Source organism: Micromonospora sp. NPDC048839, from assembly GCF_040649915.1.
GTDB lineage: Bacteria > Actinomycetota > Actinomycetes > Mycobacteriales > Micromonosporaceae > Micromonospora.
Map to the genome: position 1 here is coordinate 14,562 of NZ_JBEZGL010000026.1, position 19,129 is coordinate 33,690.

The 19,129-nt window shown below is 72.2% G+C and carries 22 protein-coding genes and 1 riboswitch; of the genes, 8 read left to right on the top strand and 14 right to left on the bottom strand.

The genetic code is table 11. The annotated features are described in order from the left end of the window. The first annotated feature begins 46 nt into the window (after positions 1 to 46). Positions 47 to 151, top strand: a riboswitch (TPP riboswitch). 75 nt (positions 152 to 226) lie between these two features. From AB0C25_RS32620 to AB0C25_RS32630, 3 genes are all read left to right on the top strand, one after another. Beyond that, positions 227 to 820 (top strand): ECF transporter S component, encoded by a 594-nt coding sequence (locus AB0C25_RS32620; protein WP_357378418.1) that lies wholly within the window; start codon positions 227 to 229, stop codon positions 818 to 820. Between the two features lie 123 nt (positions 821 to 943). Continuing rightward, complete coding sequence (locus AB0C25_RS32625; protein ID WP_357378420.1) at positions 944 to 2,374, top strand: ABC transporter ATP-binding protein; 1,431 nt, start codon at positions 944 to 946, stop codon at positions 2,372 to 2,374. Beyond that, positions 2,371 to 3,171, top strand: a complete 801-nt coding sequence (locus AB0C25_RS32630) for an energy-coupling factor transporter transmembrane component T (protein ID WP_357378422.1) — start codon at positions 2,371 to 2,373, stop codon at positions 3,169 to 3,171. The genes AB0C25_RS32625 and AB0C25_RS32630 overlap by 4 nt, the downstream gene beginning before the upstream one ends. A 209-nt stretch (positions 3,172 to 3,380) precedes the next feature. On the opposite strand, the gene AB0C25_RS32635 is transcribed toward AB0C25_RS32630, so the two are convergent. Then, positions 3,381 to 3,893, bottom strand: coding sequence for a hypothetical protein (locus tag AB0C25_RS32635; RefSeq protein ID WP_357378424.1), 513 nt, complete (start codon positions 3,891 to 3,893; stop codon positions 3,381 to 3,383). Positions 3,894 to 4,181: 288 nt separating this feature from the next. Between AB0C25_RS32635 and AB0C25_RS32640 the strand changes: the two genes are divergently transcribed. Continuing rightward, positions 4,182 to 4,481 (top strand): MTH1187 family thiamine-binding protein, encoded by a 300-nt coding sequence (locus tag AB0C25_RS32640; protein ID WP_357378426.1) that lies wholly within the window; start codon positions 4,182 to 4,184, stop codon positions 4,479 to 4,481. A 104-nt stretch (positions 4,482 to 4,585) separates the two neighbouring features. Next, positions 4,586 to 6,028 (top strand): NADP-dependent phosphogluconate dehydrogenase, encoded by a 1,443-nt coding sequence (gene gndA, locus AB0C25_RS32645; RefSeq protein WP_357378428.1) that lies wholly within the window; start codon positions 4,586 to 4,588, stop codon positions 6,026 to 6,028. A gap of 153 nt (positions 6,029 to 6,181) precedes the next feature. Here the strand turns inward: gndA and AB0C25_RS32650 are convergent, their stop codons facing one another. From AB0C25_RS32650 to recO, 5 genes are all read right to left on the bottom strand, one after another. Further along, on the bottom strand, positions 6,182 to 6,943 hold the full coding sequence (locus tag AB0C25_RS32650; protein WP_357378430.1) for a pirin family protein: 762 nt from the start codon (positions 6,941 to 6,943) through the stop codon (positions 6,182 to 6,184). Further along, positions 6,940 to 7,140 carry a thioredoxin reductase gene (locus tag AB0C25_RS32655; RefSeq protein WP_357378432.1) on the bottom strand — a complete coding sequence of 67 codons (201 nt, stop codon included), beginning with the start codon at positions 7,138 to 7,140 and terminating at the stop codon, positions 6,940 to 6,942. The genes AB0C25_RS32650 and AB0C25_RS32655 overlap by 4 nt, the downstream gene beginning before the upstream one ends. Positions 7,141 to 7,317: 177 nt before the next feature. Beyond that, positions 7,318 to 7,503: a hypothetical protein gene (locus tag AB0C25_RS32660; protein ID WP_357378434.1), complete on the bottom strand. Its 186-nt coding sequence runs from the start codon at positions 7,501 to 7,503 to the stop codon at positions 7,318 to 7,320. A gap of 71 nt (positions 7,504 to 7,574) precedes the next feature. Continuing rightward, positions 7,575 to 8,387: an isoprenyl transferase gene (locus AB0C25_RS32665; RefSeq protein ID WP_357378436.1), complete on the bottom strand. Its 813-nt coding sequence runs from the start codon at positions 8,385 to 8,387 to the stop codon at positions 7,575 to 7,577. 4 nt (positions 8,388 to 8,391) lie between these two features. Further along, positions 8,392 to 9,258 (bottom strand): DNA repair protein RecO, encoded by an 867-nt coding sequence (gene recO / locus AB0C25_RS32670; protein ID WP_357378438.1) that lies wholly within the window; start codon positions 9,256 to 9,258, stop codon positions 8,392 to 8,394. A 102-nt stretch (positions 9,259 to 9,360) separates the two neighbouring features. On the opposite strand from recO, the gene AB0C25_RS32675 reads away from it, so the two are divergent. Beyond that, the gene (locus tag AB0C25_RS32675) at positions 9,361 to 10,164 is read left to right on the top strand and encodes a DUF4097 family beta strand repeat-containing protein (protein ID WP_357378440.1); all 804 of its coding nucleotides are present in this window, start codon (positions 9,361 to 9,363) and stop codon (positions 10,162 to 10,164) included. A 41-nt stretch (positions 10,165 to 10,205) separates the two neighbouring features. On the opposite strand, the gene era is transcribed toward AB0C25_RS32675, so the two are convergent. From era to AB0C25_RS32710, 7 genes are all read right to left on the bottom strand, one after another. Continuing rightward, on the bottom strand, positions 10,206 to 11,111 hold the full coding sequence (gene era / locus AB0C25_RS32680) for a GTPase Era (protein WP_357244499.1): 906 nt from the start codon (positions 11,109 to 11,111) through the stop codon (positions 10,206 to 10,208). After that, complete coding sequence (locus AB0C25_RS32685) at positions 11,108 to 11,494, bottom strand: cytidine deaminase (protein ID WP_357378442.1); 387 nt, start codon at positions 11,492 to 11,494, stop codon at positions 11,108 to 11,110. Before AB0C25_RS32685 ends, era begins: the two co-directional genes overlap by 4 nt. Next, complete coding sequence (locus AB0C25_RS32690; RefSeq protein ID WP_357378545.1) at positions 11,487 to 12,911, bottom strand: hemolysin family protein; 1,425 nt, start codon at positions 12,909 to 12,911, stop codon at positions 11,487 to 11,489. Before AB0C25_RS32690 ends, AB0C25_RS32685 begins: the two co-directional genes overlap by 8 nt. Continuing rightward, positions 12,887 to 13,360: an rRNA maturation RNase YbeY gene (gene ybeY, locus AB0C25_RS32695; protein ID WP_272613012.1), complete on the bottom strand. Its 474-nt coding sequence runs from the start codon at positions 13,358 to 13,360 to the stop codon at positions 12,887 to 12,889. Before ybeY ends, AB0C25_RS32690 begins: the two co-directional genes overlap by 25 nt. Before the next feature lie 15 nt (positions 13,361 to 13,375). After that, on the bottom strand, positions 13,376 to 14,434 hold the full coding sequence (locus tag AB0C25_RS32700; RefSeq protein WP_357378444.1) for a PhoH family protein: 1,059 nt from the start codon (positions 14,432 to 14,434) through the stop codon (positions 13,376 to 13,378). Between the two features lie 131 nt (positions 14,435 to 14,565). Further along, positions 14,566 to 15,960: a serine hydrolase domain-containing protein gene (locus tag AB0C25_RS32705; protein WP_357378446.1), complete on the bottom strand. Its 1,395-nt coding sequence runs from the start codon at positions 15,958 to 15,960 to the stop codon at positions 14,566 to 14,568. Next, the gene (locus tag AB0C25_RS32710) at positions 15,957 to 16,316 is read right to left on the bottom strand and encodes a histidine triad nucleotide-binding protein (RefSeq protein ID WP_238678505.1); all 360 of its coding nucleotides are present in this window, start codon (positions 16,314 to 16,316) and stop codon (positions 15,957 to 15,959) included. The genes AB0C25_RS32705 and AB0C25_RS32710 overlap by 4 nt, the downstream gene beginning before the upstream one ends. 80 nt (positions 16,317 to 16,396) lie before the next feature. Here AB0C25_RS32710 and AB0C25_RS32715 point away from each other — a divergent pair, with 80 nt between their 5' ends. Next, positions 16,397 to 17,158, top strand: a complete 762-nt coding sequence (locus AB0C25_RS32715; RefSeq protein ID WP_357378448.1) for an SDR family oxidoreductase — start codon at positions 16,397 to 16,399, stop codon at positions 17,156 to 17,158. 57 nt (positions 17,159 to 17,215) lie between these two features. Further along, positions 17,216 to 18,127: a polyphosphate kinase 2 gene (gene ppk2 / locus AB0C25_RS32720; protein WP_357378450.1), complete on the top strand. Its 912-nt coding sequence runs from the start codon at positions 17,216 to 17,218 to the stop codon at positions 18,125 to 18,127. A 266-nt stretch (positions 18,128 to 18,393) separates the two neighbouring features. Here ppk2 and AB0C25_RS32725 read toward each other — a convergent pair whose 3' ends face one another. Next, a complete protein-coding gene (locus tag AB0C25_RS32725) occupies positions 18,394 to 19,128 on the bottom strand; it encodes a 16S rRNA (uracil(1498)-N(3))-methyltransferase (RefSeq protein WP_357378452.1) in 735 nt (244 codons plus the stop codon). Position 19,129: the final 1 nt, after the last annotated feature.

Consider the following 19,129-nt stretch of genomic DNA (forward strand, 5'->3'; position numbering starts at 1 on the left):
GCTGGGCCGGCACCCCTGGTCAGTGTTAGCGTCGACGAGACAACTTCACATCCGACAGGGGAGCGCACAGCGCTGAGAGTGCGGGCATGCCCGCAGACCCTCGAACCTGATCTGGGTAATGCCAGCGCAGGGAGTTCGGTCGACCTCCAGCCGCGCCGCCGTCCGGTGCCACCGGACGCGCGGCGTGCGTCTTCTCCTGGTTCGCACGCAGAACTGGGAGTACAACATGACATCCACCACCGACACCGCCCGTTGGCGGACCATCGACATCGTGGTCGCCTCGGTGATCGCGGTCGCCTTCGGCGTCATCTTCTGGGCCTGGGGCCTGGTCTGGAGCGCCACCGAGGGTGCGTTCGCGTTCTTCCCGCCGGCGCAGACGCTGCTCTACGGCGTGTGGCTGATGCCGGCCGTGATCGGCGGCCTGGTCATCCGCAAGCCCGGCGCCGCGCTCTACTGCGAGACGGTGGCCGCGGTCCTGTCCGCGCTGCTGGGCAGCCAGTGGGCCGGCACGGTGATCCCGCAGGGCATCGTGCAGGGCATCGGTGCCGAGTTGGCGTTCGCCGCCTTCCGGTACCGGTCGTTCCGGCTGCCGACCGCGATGCTGGCCGGCGCGCTGACCGGTCTCAGCGCCGCGCTGTTCGACTTCTTCGTCTGGAACGTCGACTACGAGCTGACCAACTACCGCATCCCGTACGCGCTGCTCACCATCGTCAGCGCCACCGTGATCGCCGGCGCCGGTGGCTGGCTGCTGACGAAGGCCCTGGCCAACACCGGCGTCCTGGACCGCTTCCCGGCGGGTCGGAACCGAGCCCTGGTCTGACCCCGCCCCACCCGCGTTGATCATGAGGTTGACGGGCGGATGGATCGTCAGAATGACCGTCAACCTCATGATCGACCGTGCAGGGTGGGGCCGGGGGCGCGCGGCCCGGAGGGGGGTGGCTTGGTGGGCGGGGTACTGCTGCGGGGGTTTGGGTGGCGGCACGCTGGACGGCGCGCCTGGGCTCTGCGCGGAGTTGATCTGCGGGTCGAGGCCGGGGAGCGGGTTCTGCTGCTCGGGCCCTCCGGGGCCGGTAAGAGCACCCTGCTCAGCGCGTTGGCGGGGCTGCTGCCGGAGGACTCCGGCGAGCAGGAGGGCACCGTCGAGATCGACGGGCTCGACCCGCGCAAGGGTCGGGAACGCGTCGGCATCGTCTTCCAGGATCCGGAAACCCAACTGGTGATGGCGCGCTGCGGCGACGACGTCGCGTTCGGGCTGGAGAACCGCGGCGTACCGACCGACGAGATCTGGCCCCGGGTGGACGAGGCGCTGCACCGCGTCGGCTTCCCGTACCCCCGGGACCGCCCCACCGCGGCGCTCTCCGGCGGCGAGCAGCAACGCCTCGCCCTGGCCGGCGCGCTGGCGCTGCGTCCCGAGCTGCTGCTGCTCGACGAGCCGACCGCCAACCTCGATCCGGCCGGGGCCGACCTGGTCCGCCAGGCGGTGGCCGGCGCGCTGCACGCCGACACCACCCTGATCCTGGTCGAGCACCGGGTCGCCGAGGCACTGCCGCTCGTCGACCGGGTGGTCGTCCTGGAACCGGGCGGCGGGGTCCGCGCGGACGGCACCCCCGAGGCCGTCTTCGCCGCCCACGGTGCCGCCCTGGCCGCCGAGGGGGTCTGGGTGCCCGGTCACCCCATCGCGCCCCGGCCGGCCACCGCCGCGCCGGGGGACCTGTTGCTCACCGCCGACCGGCTCGGCCTGCCGCCCCGGCTGGGCTCCACCGACCTCGCGGTACGCGCCGGCGAGGCACTCGCCGTACGCGGACCCAACGGCGCCGGCAAGTCCACCCTGGCCCTACTGCTCGGCGGGTTGCTCCGGCCGAGCGTCGGACGGGTCACCGCATCCGTCGAGTTGGCCGGCGCGGACCACCGCACTCCCCCACACCGGTGGCGGGCTCCCGCACTGGCCCGCCGGATCGGGTCGGTCTTCCAGGATCCGGAGCACCAGTTCGTCACCAGCACCGTCTTCGACGAGCTGGCGCTCGGTCCACGCCGGACCGGTCAGCCCGAGGCGGCCGTCAACGAGACCGTGAGCGGGCTGCTGGAACGGCTGCGACTGGTCCGGCTCGCCGCCGCCAACCCGTACACCCTCTCGGGTGGTGAGGCGCGGCGGCTGAGCGTGGCGACCGCCCTGGCCACCGCGCCCCGCCTGCTGATCTGCGACGAACCCACATTCGGTCAGGACCGGCGGACCTGGCGGGAACTGGTCGACCTCTTCGCCGACCTGCGCGACGCCGGGCACGGCGTGGTCGCGGTCACCCACGACGCGGACTTCGTGGCCGCGCTCGCCGACCGGACCATCACCCTGCGACGCTCCTCGGACGACGACCGATGATCAGCATCGAGTCGGTCGCCACGCCCGGTGCACCCCTGGCCCGCCGCAACCCGGTGGCGAAGGTCGCCGCCGCGCTGGTCTTCTCGTTCACCCTGCTGGCCACCCTGGACCCACTGGCCCCGGCGATCGCCATCGCGCTCGAACTCGCCGTGCTGCCGCTGTTCGGCATCGGCTACCGGGTGCTGGCCCGGCGGGCCTGGCCGCTGCTCCTCAGCGCCGCCGGCATCCTGGTCACTCTTGTGCTCTTCGCCGCCGACCGGTCCGGCCGCGTCCTGCTGGACGCGGGACCGGTGCTGGTGAGCACCGGCGTGCTGCTCACCGCGCTCGGGCTGGTGCTGCGCGTCTTCGCGGTGGCCCTTCCCGGTGTGATCGTCTTCGCGACCACCGACCCCACCGACCTGGCCGACGCGTTGATCCAGAACGCGAAGGCGCCGGCCCGGTTCGCCATCGGGGCACTTGCCGCGTTTCGCCTGGTTCCGCTACTCGGTCAGGAATGGCAGATGATCAGCATGGCCCGACGCGCGCGCGGCGTCGACGCAGGACGCAACCCGCTCGCGAAGCTACGACTGTTCGCCTCCACCGGGTTCGCGCTGCTGGTCGGGGCGATCCGCCGGGGCACCCGCCTCGCCGTCGCGATGGACGCCCGGGGCTTCGACGCCGGCACTCCCCGGACCGCGGCCCGCGACCAACGCTTCACCCGCGCCGACGCACTCCTCATCGCCGGGGCCGCCGTGCTGGCCGGCGCCGCCCTCACGACAAGCGTCCTGGTCGGCACCTTCCGCCCCCTGATCAGCTGAACCCGACCCAGGTCGCCCGCCCGCCGCGCCCGCGGGCCCGCCCCGCCCGCGGCCCGCCCCGCCCGCGGCCAAGATCTGCCCCGCCCGCGGCCCGGCCCGCCCCGCCCGCGGCCAAGATCTGCACAACATCAGGGATGTAGTGGCCTCGTTGGCGAAGGAGGCCACTACATCCCTGATGTTGCTGTCAGCACCCGGCGGGGGCGGATCGGTCAGCTACGGCGGAAGGCGTAGCGGCGGGTCTGGCCGGCCTGTTGGCTGCGTCCGCCGCCCGAGCGGCTGCCGCCACCCTGCGGCGGACCGGCCGTCGGTGCCGCCGGTCTCCCGGCCGCCGGTGGCAGGTCGTCCACCGCCGGAGCGTCGACCGCCGCTGGCACGTCGAACGTTGCCGGCACGTCGACCGGCGCCGGCACGTCGACCGGCAGCGTCAACGCGTCCGAGCCGGCCGCCGCCGGCAGCGCCGGCCCGACCAGCACCTCCGGCAGAGCCGGCCCGACCAGCACCGCCGGCAGAGCCGGCCCGACCAGCACCGCCGGCAGAGCCGGCCCGACCAGCACCGCCGGCAGAGCCGGCCCGACCAGCACCGCCGGCAGCGCCGGTTCGGTCGGTTCGACGGCGAGGTCGCGGCGGGTGGGTGGGAGCGGGCCGTGTTCGGCCGCCGGGTCGATGCCGAGCGGCGTCGCGCCGGGGGTACGGGACTTCTTCGGATTGCGCCTGGCAGGCATCCGGGCCTCCTTCGGTGCCGACCGGCTCGGCCGGTCCCGCGTTCCGGCGGTCGGTCGGATCGGCTGGTGACCGCCGCGGCGCGACGATCGAACGGGAGAGACTGCTCACCGGGGTCGGGCAGGGCCAGCGCCGCCGAAGTGCGGGTGGGATGCGGGACGCCCGGGAGCGCACGGACCGCGACGCGGGGCGGCGGGCCGGCTCGGAGAAGGGGCGTCAGTAGCGCATGCCGGCACACTATCGGCCGGTCGTCCGTCGGCGCAGCCGATTTTCCTGGCACCATCGACGGCATGCTTGTCGCGTTCTCGGTAACCCCGCTCGGAGTCGGTGAGTCTGTCGGTGACCTGGTCGCCGAGGCGGTACGGGTGGTCCGCGACTCGGGCCTGCCCAATCGCACCGACGCCATGTTCACCACGATCGAGGGTGAGTGGGACGAGGTGATGGCGGTCGTCAAGCGGGCCGTCGACGTGGTGGCCGCACAGGCGCCTCGGGTGAGCGTGGTGCTCAAGGCCGACGTCCGCCCGGGGGTGACGGACGCGCTCACCGCGAAGGTCGCGCATGTGGAGGATCGCCTGGCCCGGGAAAGCTGAGCATCATTTGCCGATAACCGGCTGTCGAGACGACTCGCCCGCGTTTCGCCGCACCGCGATACGGTCCTAGCACGCAAGTCCGACGGCGAGAGGTGGCGGCACGAATGGCTGAGCAGGCGACGGCGCAGATCGGTGTGACCGGGTTGGCGGTGATGGGCCGCAACGTGGCCCGCAACCTGGCCCGCAACGGCTTCACGGTGGCGGTGCACAACCGGTCGCCGGAACGCACCCGCAGCCTGGTTGCCGAGCACGGTGACGAGGGCACGTTCGTGCCCGGCGAGACGATGGCCGATTTCGTGGCGTCGCTGGAGCGGCCCCGCGCGGTGATCGTGATGGTCAAGGCGGGTGCGCCCACCGACGCGGTGATCGACGAGTTGGTGCCGCTGCTGGAGGAGGGCGACATCATCGTCGACTGTGGCAACGCCCACTTCGCCGACACCCGCCGCCGGGAGGAGGCGCTGCGCGCACAGGGGCTGCACTTCAGTGGCACCGGCGTCTCCGGTGGTGAGGAGGGCGCGTTGCTCGGGCCGAGCATCATGCCCGGCGGCTCCGCGGAGTCGTACGCCAAGCTCGGGCCGATGTTCGAGAAGATCGCCGCCCAGGTGGACGGCGTGTCGTGCTGCACCCATGTCGGGCCGGACGGCGCCGGGCACTTCGTCAAGATGGTGCACAACGGCATCGAGTACGCCGACATGCAGCTCATCGCCGAGGCGTACGACCTGCTTCGGGCCGGTCTGGGCGCGAAGCCGGCGGAGATCGCGGAGATCTTCCGCGACTGGAACGGCGGCGAGTTGGAGTCGTTCCTCATCGAGATCACCGCCGATGTGCTCGCGCACACCGACGCGGCGACGGGCCGCCCGTTCGTCGACATCGTGCAGGACCGGGCCGAGCAGAAGGGCACCGGCCGGTGGACCGTGCAGAGCGCCCTGGACCTGGGCATTCCGATCACCGGGATCGCCGAGGCGACCTTCGCCCGTTCGCTCTCCGGGCACGTCGACCAGCGGGAGGCGGCACGGCGGGCGTTCCCGGACGCGGGTGAGCAGTGGCAGGTCACCGACCGGGACGCGTTCGTCGAGGACGTCCGGCGGGCGCTGCTCGCCTCCAAGATCGTCGCGTACGCGCAGGGCTTCGACCACATCCGCGCCGGCAGCCAGGAGTTCAACTGGGACATCGACCTGGGCGGCACGGCCACGATCTGGCGAGGCGGCTGCATCATCCGGGCCCGCTTCCTGGACCGGATCCGCGAGGCGTACGACGAGAAGCCGGAGCTGCCGACGCTGCTGGTCGCGCCGTACTTCGCCGAGGCGGTCGCCGCTGGCGTGCCGAGTTGGCGGCGGGTGGTGGCCGACGCGGCCCGGGCCGGTGTGCCGACGCCCGCGTTCTCCTCGTCGTTGGCGTACTTCGACGCGCTGCGCGCCGAGCGCCTGCCCGCCGCGTTGATCCAGGGTCTGCGGGACAATTTCGGCGCGCACACCTACCAGCGGGTGGACCGCGAGGGCTCGTTCCACACCACGTGGGCGGGCGACCGCACCGAGTCCCCGGCGTAGTCGGGATCGCTCCGCACCCCGCAAGATCGCACTAGGGCGTAGTGGCCTTCCGACATCGGGAGGCCACTACGCCCATGTTCGGGCGAGATCACGGGGGCGAGGCGGCGCGCGATCACGGGGGCGAGGCGGCGCGCGCCTCCCGCCCGGCGACGGTCAGCTGATGGTGGCGTGCATCTCCCAGACGAGGATCTCGGCCGGTTCGTCGGCGGTGACCCGCCGGCCGCCGGTCCTGGTGAGCCGGGCCGCGTCGCCGGTGCCGAGCGGTCCGCTGCCCTCCAGGGTCACCGTGCCGTCGGGCACGTACAGGTGCACGTAGGGCGCGTCCGGGATGGTGACCTCGTCGCCGGGGGTGAGACGGGCCGCGTGCAGGGTCGCGTACCGGTTACGGATCCGGATCGCGGACGCACCGTCGTAGCGGTCCATTCCGGAGGCGATGGGCACCAGGCCGCCGCGCAGGAGTTCGTCCTCGATCTCCAGCTGCTCGTAGCCGGGGTCGACGCCCGCTTCGTCGGGGAGCACCCACATCTGCACGAAGTGGACCGGGTCGCTGTGCGGTGTCTGGTTGTCGAGTCGCCAGGCGTCGTTCTTCTCCGAGTGCAGGATGCCGGTGCCGGCGCTCATCCGCTGGGCCAGGCCCGGGTAGATCACCCCGGAGTGACCGGTGGAGTCCTGGTGCACCAGGGAGCCGCGCAGCACCCAGGTAATGATCTCCATGTCCTCGTGCGGGTGGGTCTCGAAGCCGGCCCCCGGGCGCACCACGTCGTCGTTGTTGACGAGCAGCAGACCGTGGTGGGTGTTGGCCGGGTCGTAGTGCCGGGAGAACGAGAACGAGTGCTTGGAGTCCAGCCAGGAGATCCGGGTGGCGAAGCGGTCGTCGGCGCGACGCACCTCGACCGACGGCGCGGGAGCGGTCACCAGGCACGCCGCGCGGTGTCGGGGGTCGTGTGCGCCCAGGTCAGGGCCGGCTCGCCGGTGGCCAGTTCGGCGATCTCACCGGTCAGCAGGTGCGGTGTGTGACCGAACTCGGCGCAGTGCTGCTCGGCGATCTCGGCACAGATGTCAGCCACCTGCGCACACATCGGCTCACCCAGATCCGCGGCGTTCAACGCCATGATCATTTTGTATCGGAGATCCCGCACAGCCACCCCCACCGCCGTCGACCCGCCACCTTGGGACCCTACCCGGGCCCCATTCCGCGGCACCCCGAAACGACCGACCCGATGGAGGTGGGACGGGGCGACGCCGCCCGCACCGGAGTGCGGGCGGCGTCGGGGACGGGCAGGGGTTGGTCAGAAGAAGCGACGCCGCCTGGCCTTCTGGGGACGCGCGAGGTCCGCGCCCCTGGTGAGCAACCGGGTCATCCCGGAGGGACCACGCCGGGCCTCCAGGGTGTGGCTGAGCCGGCGGGCACCGGCAGCTGCCAGGGGCACCGCTACCGCCATCACCGCCCACTGGGCAATGCGCTTCTGGATCATGTGGGTTCACCTCCGTCAGTGGCTTCTGACAACTGTGATACCCAGAGTGACGGGAGAGTAAGCGCGTCGGCTCAGATCACCGGGGCGACCGGGTTGGGCAGCGCCCCGCCGAAGCGGCGGTCCCGCTGCGCGTACAACTCGCACGCGTACCAGAGGTGGCGGCGGTCGAAGTCGGGCCAGAGCGTGTCCAGGAAGACCAACTCCGCGTACGCGGACTGCCAGAGCATGAAGTTGGAGATCCGCTCCTCCCCCGAGGGGCGCAGGAACAGATCCACCTCCGGGATCTCCGGGTGGTAGAGGTACTTCGCCACGGTCTTCTCGTTGACCTTGGCCGGATCCAGTCGCCCGGCCGCCACATCGCGGGCGATCGCGGCAGCGGCATCGCCGATCTCGGCCTGCCCGCCGTAGTTGACGCAGAACTGGAGGGTCAACGTCGAGTTGTCCCGGGACATCTCCTCGGCCGTCTGCAACTCGGAGATGACGCTCTTCCACAACCGGCCGGCCCGGCCCGACCAGACCACCCGGACGCCGAGGTCGACCAACTGGTCACGGCGACGACGGATCACGTCCCGGTTGAACCCCATCAGGAACCGGACCTCGTCGGGCGAGCGCCGCCAGTTCTCGGTGGAGAACGCGTACGCCGTCAGGTACGGGATGCCCATCTCGATCGCGCCCTCGATGGTGTCGAAGAGGCTGTGCTCCCCGGCCTCGTGGCCCTTGGTGCGGGCCAACCCCCGATCCTTGGCCCAGCGACCGTTGCCGTCCATGACCACCGCCACGTGCTTCGGCACCGCCTCGGTGGGCAGCGCCGGCGGTCGGGCGCCGGACGGGTGCGGTGTCGGCGGCGTCGGCTCGCGCCGGCCGGCCTTCTTCGATCGGATCACTCGGTCACTCCCTGTTCGTGCCGTCCGCCCCGGCCTCGACGTCGCCACGTGGCCGGAGCACCACGACCCCGGTGCCGTCCGGCGGCGAGGCCGTGCCGGTCGCCGAGGGACCCCGGTCGACCAGCGGCAGCGAGCGTAGCGCGCGCTCCAGGTGCCATTGCAGGTGAGCCGCGACCAGCCCACTGCACTCCCGCCGTACGCCGGAGTCGGTGGCGTCGGCGAGCACCCAGTCGCCAGTGGTCAGGGCGGACATCAGATCGATGGTGGCCGGCGCGGGGTGGGCCGCGCCGGGTGGCCGACAATCCGGGCAGACCGCACCCCCGGCCGGCACGGAGAAGGCCCGGTGCCGCCCGGGGGTGCCGCAGACCGCGCAGGCGATCAGCGCCGGCGCCCAGCCGGCGAGGGCCATCCCCCGCAGCAGGTACGCGTCGAGCACCAGGGTGGTGGCGTGCTCGCCCCGGGACAGCGCCTTCAGCGCACCCACGGTGAGCTGGAAGAGCCGCAGCGACGGCTCCCGCTCGACCGGGGTCAGTCGCTCGGCGGTCTCGGCGATCGCGCTGGCCGCCGTGTAACGGGGATAGTCCCCGAGGAACCGCTTGCCGTACAGATCGATGCCCTCGACCTGGCTGACGGTGTGCAGCGAGCTGCCGAGGTTGCCCTTCGGGTCACCGGCGAGCTGGAGGTCGACGTGGCCGAACGGCTCCAGCCGGGCACCGAACTTACTGGTGGTACGGCGGATCCCCCGGGCCACCGCGCGCAGCCGGCCGTGCCGACGGGTGAGCAGGGTGATGATCCGATCGGACTCGCCGAGCTTCTGCACACGCAGCACCACCGCGTCGTCGCGGTAGAGCTGTCGGCGATACCCGGCCATCGGGCCATTCTCCCTCGGGGTGTGAAATCAGGGTTGGTTCGGGGTGGATGCGCGGACGAACCCCGATGCGCCAGGCTCGTCACCGCCCGTAGCGTGCTGGTCATGGCAATGCACCCCACCACCAGCGCCGTCCGTCGCGCCACCGCGCCCGTCGCTCTGGGCCTGACGACCGCCCTCATCCTTGTCGCCGGGTGCGACAACCTCGCCATGCGTCGGCTCGACTACGACGACACCGAGGCGGCGAAGATCACCACCATCCGGGTGCTGCCCGGTGCGGGCGACGTGATCGTCCGGGGTAACGGCACGGAGGGCGAGGCGCGGATCAAACGGGTGGTGCGCTATCAGGGTGGCGAGCCCACCGCCCGGTACGAGATCAAGGGCAGCGAGTTGGTGCTGGACACCGACTGCGGCGACCGGTGCAGCATCTCCTACGAGGTGGCCCTGCCGGAGGGCGTGGCTCTCCAGGGCGAGTCCGGCTCCGGCGACGTCGAGCTGAGCCGGGTCGGCACGGTGGATCTGCGGCTGGGCTCCGGCGACGTACGGATCGTCGGCGCGTCCGGCGCGGTCGGGGTCGAGACGGGCTCCGGTGACATCGACGTGAGCGAGGCCAGCGGGGCGGTCCGACTGCGCGCCGGCTCCGGGGACATCACCGCACGCCGACTGGGTGGCGCGGTCGACGCGGAGGCCGGATCCGGCAACGTCAACGTCGAACTGGACAAGCCCGCCGCCGCCCGCGCACATGCCGCCAGTGGCGATGTCACGCTGCTCGTGCCGGCGGGAAGCTACCGGGTCCGGTCCAACACCGGCTCCGGTGACGCCCGGGTCACCGTCGCCGACGATCCGGCCGCGTCCCTGGTGCTCGACGGCTCGGCCGGCAGCGGCAACGTCACCATCAGCCAGCGCTGACGGTACCGGTCGCCACCGGGCCGACCCACCGCCGAGGACGCTCAGAAACCCAACTTGCGCAACTGCTTCGGGTCGCGCTGCCAGTCCTTCGCGACCCGAACGTGCAGGTCGAGATAGACCCGGCCGCCCAGCAGCTCCTCGATCTGCCGGCGGGCGTTGGTGCCGACCTCCTTGAGCCGGCTCGCCTTGTGCCCGAGCACGATCGCCTTCTGGCTGGGGCGTTCCACGTACAGGTCGGCGTAAATCTTCATGACCTGGCCCTCGGGGATCATCTCCTCCACCACCACGGCGATGGAGTGCGGCAGCTCGTCGCGGACCCCCTCCAGGGCGGCCTCGCGGATCAGCTCCGCGACGAGCACCTGCTCGGGATCGTCGGTCAGCATGTCGTCCGGGTAGAGCTGCGGCGACGGCGGCAGGTATTTGGTCATCACGTCGACCAGGGTGTCCACCTGGTGCCCGGAGACCGCGCTCACCGGCACGATCTCGGCGAACTCCCCCATCTTGCTGACCGCGAGCAACTGCTCGGCCAGGCGGCGCTTGTCGACCAGGTCGGTCTTGGTGACCACCGCCAGCACTGTCGCCTTGAGCTCGGCCAGCTCACCGGTGATGAACCGGTCTCCGCGCCCGACCGGCTCGTCGGCCGGGATGCACAGGCCGATCACATCGACCTCCGTCCAGGTGGACCGGACCAGGTCGTTGAGGCGCTCGCCGAGCAACGTACGGGGGCGGTGCAGCCCCGGGGTGTCGACCAGGACCAGTTGCGATTCCGGACGGTGCAGCACGGCCCGGATGACGTGCCGGGTGGTCTGCGGCTTGTTCGAGGTGATCGCGATCTTGGTGCCGACGATGGCGTTGGTGAGCGTCGACTTGCCCGCGTTGGGTCGGCCGACGAAGCAACCGAACCCGGCCCGGTACGGGCGGGTCTCCGGATCCCGCACGGGGCTCACTCGGTCACCGTGCCGAGGACCGTGCCGTCCGGGGCGGCCACGTGGATCGGCGCGTCCGCCGCGAGGTCACGCACGGCCGAGTGCCCGGCGCCGTCCAGCGTCGACGCCTCGGTCACCACCACCGCGGCCTCCAGCCGGCTCGCCCCGGCCGCCACGGCCGACGCGACAGCCAACTGCAACGCGGTGAGAGTCAGCGAGGGCAGCGCGACACTCGCCGCCGCGTACGTCCGGCCGTCCTGATCCCGGACCGCGGCACCCTCCACGGCGGCGACCCGGCCACGGGCGCCCCGGGCCAGGACGACCAGTTTGGCGTCCTCGGCGCTCAGGGGTGCCGGCGCGGTGGGGGCGGGCCGGGCGGTGGGCGCGGCGGGTGTGTCAGGCATCGGCGGATTGCCTCTCGTCGTCTCGGTAGTTGTCCGTGTCGTCCCCGGAGCCGGCGTGCTCGCCGCGCCCCGAGGTGTCCTGCTCATGGCCCGACTCCACCCGGTTGACCAGGACGGTGTCGATCCGGTTGCGCCGGCCGGTGGTGCCCTCGGCGAGCAGCCGGAGCCCGGCGACCTCGACCTCCGCACCGGGGATCGGCACTCGCCCCAGCGACTGGGCCAGCAGGCCACCGACCGTCTCCACCTCGTCCGTGGGCAGTTCGGTGTCGAACATCTCGCCCAGGGTCTCCACCGGCAGGCGGGCGGTCACCCGCACCGAGGAGTCCGTCAGACGTTCGACGGGCGGGCGTTCGACATCGTACTCGTCGGTGATCTCACCGACGATCTCCTCCAGGATGTCCTCGATGGTGACCAGACCGCCGGTGCCGCCGTACTCGTCGACCACGATGACCAGGTGGTTGCGGGCCGCCTGCATCTCCGACAGCAGGTCGTCGACCGGCTTGGACTCCGGCACGAAGGTCGCCGGGCGCATCAGCTCGGCCACCGGCAGCTGCTCGGCCGCCGGGTCCCCGCCGCGGGAGCGCCGGATCAGGTCCTTGAGGTAGAGCACACCGAGCACGTCGTCGACGCTCTCGCCGATCACCGGGATGCGGGAGAAACCCGAACGCAGGAACAGCACCAACGCCTGCGCGAGCGTCTTGCCCTCCTCGATCCACACCATCTCGGTACGCGGCACCATCACCTCGCGGGCGATGGTGTCACCGAGCGCGAAGACCGAGTGGATCATCTGACGTTCGCCGTGCTCGACCACGCCGCGCTGCTCGGCCAGGTCGACCAGCTCACGCAACTCGACCTGGCTGGCGAACGGCCCCTCCCGGAAGCCGCGCCCCGGTGTGACCGCGTTGCCGATCAGGATCAGCAACGAGGCGAGCGGGTTGAGCGCCCGGCCCAGCCAGCGGACCAGCGGCGCCACCGCACGACCCACGGCGTACGCGTGCTGCCGCCCGATGGTGCGCGGGGCGACGCCGACGACCACGAAGCTGACCACTGTCATCGCGCCGGCGGTCACCAACGCGGCCCGCCAGCCGGCGCCGAAGCTGTCCACCGCGACAAGCGCCACCAGGGTGGTGGCGGTCAGCTCGGCGAGCAGCCGCAACAGCAGGAGCAGGTTGAGGTGCCGGACGACGTCGCCGGCGACCACCTGGAGGGTGCGGGCGCCGCGTACGCCGTCGCGGGCCAGTTCGGCGGCCCGCGCCGGCGAGACCGCGGCGAGCGCCGCCTCGGTCATCGCGATCAGCCCGGCGAGCACCACCAGGCCGGCCGCGAAGACGATCAGCTGGAAGTCGGGAAGGCCGGCGGTGGCGCCGGCCGCCAGTAACGGAGGAGTGGACATCACTGGGTGCGGGTCGACCGCCAGCTCGCCAGCAGGCGGGCCTGGAGGGCGAACATCTCCCGCTCCTCCTCCGGCTCGGCGTGGTCGTAGCCGAGCAGGTGCAGGACCCCGTGCACGGTGAGCAGGTGCAGCTCGTCGGCGGGGGCGTGCCCGGCGGTCGCCGCCTGCTTGGCCGCGACCTCGGGGCAGAGCACGATGTCACCGAGCAGGGCGGGCTCGCCACCGGCCGGCGCGGACTCCCCCGGGCCGTGGTCGACGCTGCCCTCGTCCATGGGGAAGGCGAGCACGTCGGTCGGACCGTCGCCACCCATCCAGCGGTGGTTCAGCTCGGTCATGTAGTCGATGTCGACAAGCAGCACGGACAGCTCGGCGAGGGGGTTGACCCCCATCTCGTCGAGGGCGTGCCGGGCGACGGCGAGCACGGCATCGGTGTCAACCTCGACACCGGACTCGTTGGCGATCTCGATGGACAACTGCTTTCCTCTGCTTTAGCGGCGGCGGCCGGCACGGCCGCCCTGGGCGGGTCGCCCGGGCACGGCGTGGACGCCCTGCGCCTGCTGGTTCTCCCGCTCGGCGTCCCAGCGGGCGTACGCGTCGACGATCTCCCCCACCAGCCGGTGGCGGACCACGTCGGAGCTGGACAACTGGGAGAAGTGCACGTCGTCGACGTTTTCCAGGATCTCCCGGACGACCCGCAGGCCGCTGCTGGTCCCGCCGGGAAGGTCCACCTGGGTGATGTCACCCGTCACGACGATCTTGGAGTTGAAGCCGAGCCGGGTGAGGAACATCTTCATCTGCTCGGGCGTCGTGTTCTGGGCCTCGTCCAGGATGATGAACGCGTCGGAGAGCGTCCTGCCCCGCATGTAGGCCAGCGGGGCCACCTCGATCGTCCCCTGGGCCATCAGCTTCGGGATCGTCTCCGGGTCGAGCATCTCGTGCAGCGCGTCGTAGAGCGGGCGCAGGTACGGGTCGATCTTGTCGTTGAGCGTGCCGGGCAGGAAGCCCAGTCGCTCACCCGCCTCCACCGCCGGCCGGGTCAGGATGATCCGGTTGACCTGCTTGGCCTGCAACGCCTGGACGGCCTTGGCCATCGCCAGGTAGGTCTTGCCGGTGCCGGCCGGGCCGATGCCGAAGACGATGGTGTTCGAGTCGATCGCGTCGACGTACCGCTTCTGACCGAGCGTCTTGGGACGGATGGTGCGCCCGCGACGGGAGAGGATGTTGAGCGTCAGGACCTCGGCGGGCCGCTCGGCACTGCCCTCCTCGAGCATGCCGACGGTACGCCGGACGGCGTCAGTGGTCAGGGTCTCGCCTTTCTCGATGAGTTCGAGCAGCTCACTGAAGACCCGCTCGGCAAGGGCGTTGTCCGCGGGGTCACCGGTGATGGTGATCTCGTTGCCGCGAACGTGCACGTCACTGGTGACCGAGCGTTCGACGAGTCGGAGGATCTCGTCGCCTGCGCCGAGCAGATCGACCATGATCTTCGAGTTGGGCACGGTGATCTTGGTCTGCACCCGGGGCGGGCCGGGAGGTGGGGTGCCGGTCATAGGTTGGGCCGAAGGGCCCTGCGCACCTGCTCTCGATCTCGGCGCCGGCCCTGCTGGCACGGCGTGCGGACGTTACGCCCATCGTATCTGTTCAACGTGGGGCGCATCGCGCCCATTTCCGCTGGCCGCGATCAACTCCCGGCCCGGAAGTCGTACCTGTCGAAGGTCTCCTGGTGACGGGTGAACCGGTACGTCGCCCAGTGCATCCGGACCACCGCGCCGGCCCCGTCCCGGGTCAGCCGCAGCAGCTCGCCGGCCTCCCGACCGGAGACCGTGCGGAACACGTCCGGCTGGTCCGGCAGCGGGGTGAAGATCGCCGGTGGTCCGGCCGGGTCACCGACCCCGCGCGCCCGCAGGGTGCCGTCGTGCCAGGAGAAGACGTACTCGTAACCCTCGCCCCACCAGCGGCCGAGCGCTCCCCGCAGGGCCGCTGGCGCGGGTGCGCCGGGTCGCCAGGGCTCGATCTCGGCCGGGTCGTGCTCGACCGCCGCCTCGAGCAGCAGGTGCGGCAGGTCGAACACCTCGGTCGCCGTGCCGGACGAGCCGAGCACCGCGGCACCCATCGCGCCGGCCGTGCCGTCGCCTCCGCGGCGGCCGTACACGGCGGCGAGGAAACCGGGCATCGCCCCGATGTGCCCCACGTGCACCACCCGCTCCCCCTGCGGGATCAGGATCAGCCCGAGCCCGAAGCCCACGCCCCAGAGCGTCTCGTCGGTGGTGGTCACCGGCCAGCGCATCTCGTCCAGGGTGGCCGGGGCGAGGACCGCGCCGGCCGGATCCAGCGCCGCCGGGTCGGCCAGGAACGCCGCCCACCGGGCCATGTCGGTCGCGGTGCTCCAGAGCTGGGCGGCCGGGCCGACCGCGCCGAAATCGGTGGGCGGTTCCGGGTACGCCTCGTCGGAGTACGCGTCGACCAGGAACCCGGTCGCCGCCGTCGGCCGTGGGGTCACCGTGGTGTCGGCCAGCCCCAGCGGCGTCACGATCCGCTCGGTGAGCGCCTGCGCCCAGCTCTCGCCCCGGAGCCGGGCGACGAGCTGGCCGAGGACGGCCAGGCCCAGGTTGGAGTAGTGGAACCGACGGCCGGTCGGCAGCACCCGCTCGGCCCGGTCCAACTCCGCGACCAACTGGTCGGCGTCCGGCGCGCGCAGGCTGTCCCACACATCGCCGAACGGCTCGCGTTGCAGGCCGGCGGTGTGCGACAGCAACCGGCGCACGGTCAGCTCGCCGTGGGCGGGGAGGTCCAGGTGCCGGCCCACCGGATCGTCCAGGTCCAGCAGCCCGTCGTCGCGGCACTGCAGGACCAGCACCGCGGTGAACGTCTTGGTGACCGAGCCGATCCGGAACTGGGTGCCCGTCCCCAACGGGCTGTCGGTGCCGGACGCGCCGACGGTGCAGCTCCAGAGCGGTCGGTCGGCCCGGTGCAGCGCCGCCGACACCGCCGGCACCCGAGCGTCGGCCTGCACCCTGCGGACCAGCCGACCCAGGCGCTCGTCCAGCCGGCTGTCCGGCGTCGGTCCTGCGCTCACGCCAGGTTCCGGGCGAGCATCGGGCCGAGCGGCGCACCACCGAGCAGGTGCGCGTGCACGTGGAACACCTCCTGCCCGCCGTACGCGCCGGTGTTGAACATCAGCCGGAACCCGTCGCCGAGCAGGCCCTCGTCCTCGGCCACCGCGGCGGACGTCGCCAGCACGTCGGCGGCCAGCGCCGGGTCGCCCTGGGCGAGCGTGGCGACGTCGGCGTAGTGCTCCTTCGGAATGACCAGCACGTGCACCGGCGCCTTCGGGTCGATGTCCCGGAAGGCGAGCGTGGTCTCGGTCTCCCGGACCACGGTGGCCGGGATCTCCCCGGCGACGATGCGGCAGAACAGGCAGTCGGATCCCATCGGGGCAGTGTAGAGACGAACGGGCCGGGGGCGCGCCGGCCTGTTCGCAGCGATCCTCCGGCTGAGGCAGGATGGCCGCCATGACGGATCGAGCGGTACTCGTGACCGGGGCCTCGCGCGGAATCGGCCGGGCGGTGGCGACGGCGTTCGCGGCCAGCGGCGACCGGGTGGCCATCCACCACCGCGACTCCGCCGACGCGGCCGAGGAGCTGCGCGCGCACCTGCCGGGCGCCGGGCACGTGGTGGTCCGCGCCGACCTCACCGACCCGGACGCGGTCCGGGCCATGGTCGACCGGGCCGCCGAGCTGCTCGGCGGGCTGGACGTTCTTGTCAACAACGCCGGGACGTACGGCGATCGGGACGATCCGCACCCGATCTTCGGCGCCTCCTACGAGCAGTGGCAGCAGCGCTGGCAGCGGGTGCTCGCGACCAACCTGACCGGTGCGGGCAACGTCACCTGGTGCGCCGCCCAGCACATGCGGGAGCGCGGCGGTCGGATCGTCAACGTCTCGTCCCGGGGCGCGTTCCGGGGCGAGCCGGACCAGCCGGCGTACGGCGCCAGCAAGGCGGGGCTGAACGCGCTGGGCCAGTCCCTCGCGGTGGCGCTCGCGCCGTACGGCATCACGGTCGCCACGGTCGCGCCGGGCTTCGTGGCGACCGACATGACCACCGAGCACCTGCGCGGCGAGCAGGGCGACGCCATCCGGGCGCAGAGCCCGTTCGACCGGGTGGCCCAGCCGGAGGAGATCGCCGCCGCCGTGCACTGGCTCGCCTCGCCGCAGGCCGAGTGGGCCTCCGGCACGATCGTCGACCTCAACGGCGCCTCCTACCTGCGTAGCTGACGATTTCCCGGCCCGGGCAGGTGGCTGACGGTATGTGGGCGGGTAAGTCCCACCCACATGGCCGACACCGCGCTGCTGGACCTCACCGCCGACTACCGGGTGGCCGATGGCCACGACGACGACCCTGTCCTGCTCCGCCCCGACGGCACCCCCGTCGAGACCTGGCGCGAGGACTATCCGTACGACCAGCGGTTGGACCGCGACGAGTACGACCGCGACAAGCGGCTGCTCCAGATCGAGCTGCTCAAGCTCCAGGACTGGATCAAGGAGTCCGGTGAGCGTCTGGTGATCCTCTTCGAGGGCCGGGACGCGGCCGGCAAGGGCGGCACCATCAAACGCTTCATGGAGCACCTCAACCCGCGAGGCGCGTCGGTCGTGGCACTGGCCAAGCCGGACGAGCGGGAAGCCGCCCAGTGGTACTTCCAGCGGTGGCTGGCACATCTGCCGGCGGCCGGCGAGATCGTGTTGTTCGACCGATCCTGGTACAACCGGGCCGGCGTCGAGCGGGTGATGGGCTTCTGCTCCCGCAAGGAGTACCTGGAGTTCCTGCGGCAGGCCCCGGAGCTGGAGCGGATGCTGGTGCGCTCGGGCATCCGGTTGGTCAAGTTCTGGTTCTCCGTGTCCCAGAACGAGCAGCGCACCCGGTTCGCGATCCGCCAGGTCGACCCGGTACGCCAGTGGAAGCTGTCCCCGATGGACATCGCGTCACTGGACCGCTGGGACGAGTACACCGAGGCCAAGGAGGCGATGTTCTTCTGGACCGACACGGCCGACGCGCCGTGGACGGTGGTGAAGAGCAACGACAAGAAGCGCGCCCGGCTGGAGGCGATGCGGCACGTGCTGCACCGCTTCGACTACGCCGGCAAGGACCCCGAGGTGGTCGGCACGCCGGACCCGCAGATCATCGGCCCGGCGGGGCTGGACCTGGGGCCGGAGGAAGAGGTGGTGCCGGTGTTCCCCCGGCCCTGAGGGAGCCGCCGGCCGATCACCAGCGGCCGAGGCGTGGGGCCGGCCACGGGCTGAGCGGACGTACAGCCGTTTATCCGTGCGCACTCCGGCGACGCTGGCGCTGCGCCGAACGGCGCGCGCCGGCTCCAAGCGACGGGTACGGGCGCTGGCCCAGTGTCCAGCGGCGGCCACGTCCGCTGCCGCAGCCCGACAAGATCTTGGAAGATAAGCGCCCCTGGAGGGGCCGTTTCCTTCCAAGATCTCGGTGAAGATCCGGGCGGCGATGGTTACCAGCGGCCGAGGCGGGTGGCGAGCACGCTGAGCGCCGCCACGCCTGCGGTCGAGGTCCGCAGGACCGCCGGCCCGAGCCGGACCGGCCGGCCGCCGGCCTCCCGAAACGCCGTCAGCTCGGCCGGAGCGATGCCACCCTCGGGGCCGACGACCAGGACGATCTCACCGCTGGGCGGCAGTTCGGCGATGCTGAGCCGCTCCTCGGCCTCCTCGTGCAGCACGAACCCGGCGGCCGCACCGGCGATCCGGCGGGCGACGGTGGCGGTGGACTCGTCGGGCGCGCCGGCCACCACGGGCAGCCACGGCCGGCGGGCCTGCTTGGCGGCCTCCCGAGCGGTGGCCACCCACTTCTCCCGCGCCCGTACGCCCCGGTCGCCACGCCACTGGGTGACCGAGCGCGACGCCGCCCAGGGCACGATCTCGTCCACCCCGACCTCGGTCATCGCCTGCACCGCCAGCTCACCCCGGTCGCCCTTGGCGATGCCCTGCACCACCACGATCCGGGGGACCGGCGCGTCCGCGTACCCCCGGGAGGTGATGGCGACCTCCAGGCTGCCCCGGCCGACGGCGGTGACCACGGCGGCGGCCGTGCCACCCCGACCGTCGGCGAGCAGCAACTCCTCGCCGACCCGCAGCCGCTGCACGGTGGCGGCGTGGTGCCCCTCCGGGCCGTCCAGGGTCAACGCGTCACCGGTGGGCAGCGCCTCGACCAGGAACAGCGGCGCGGACACC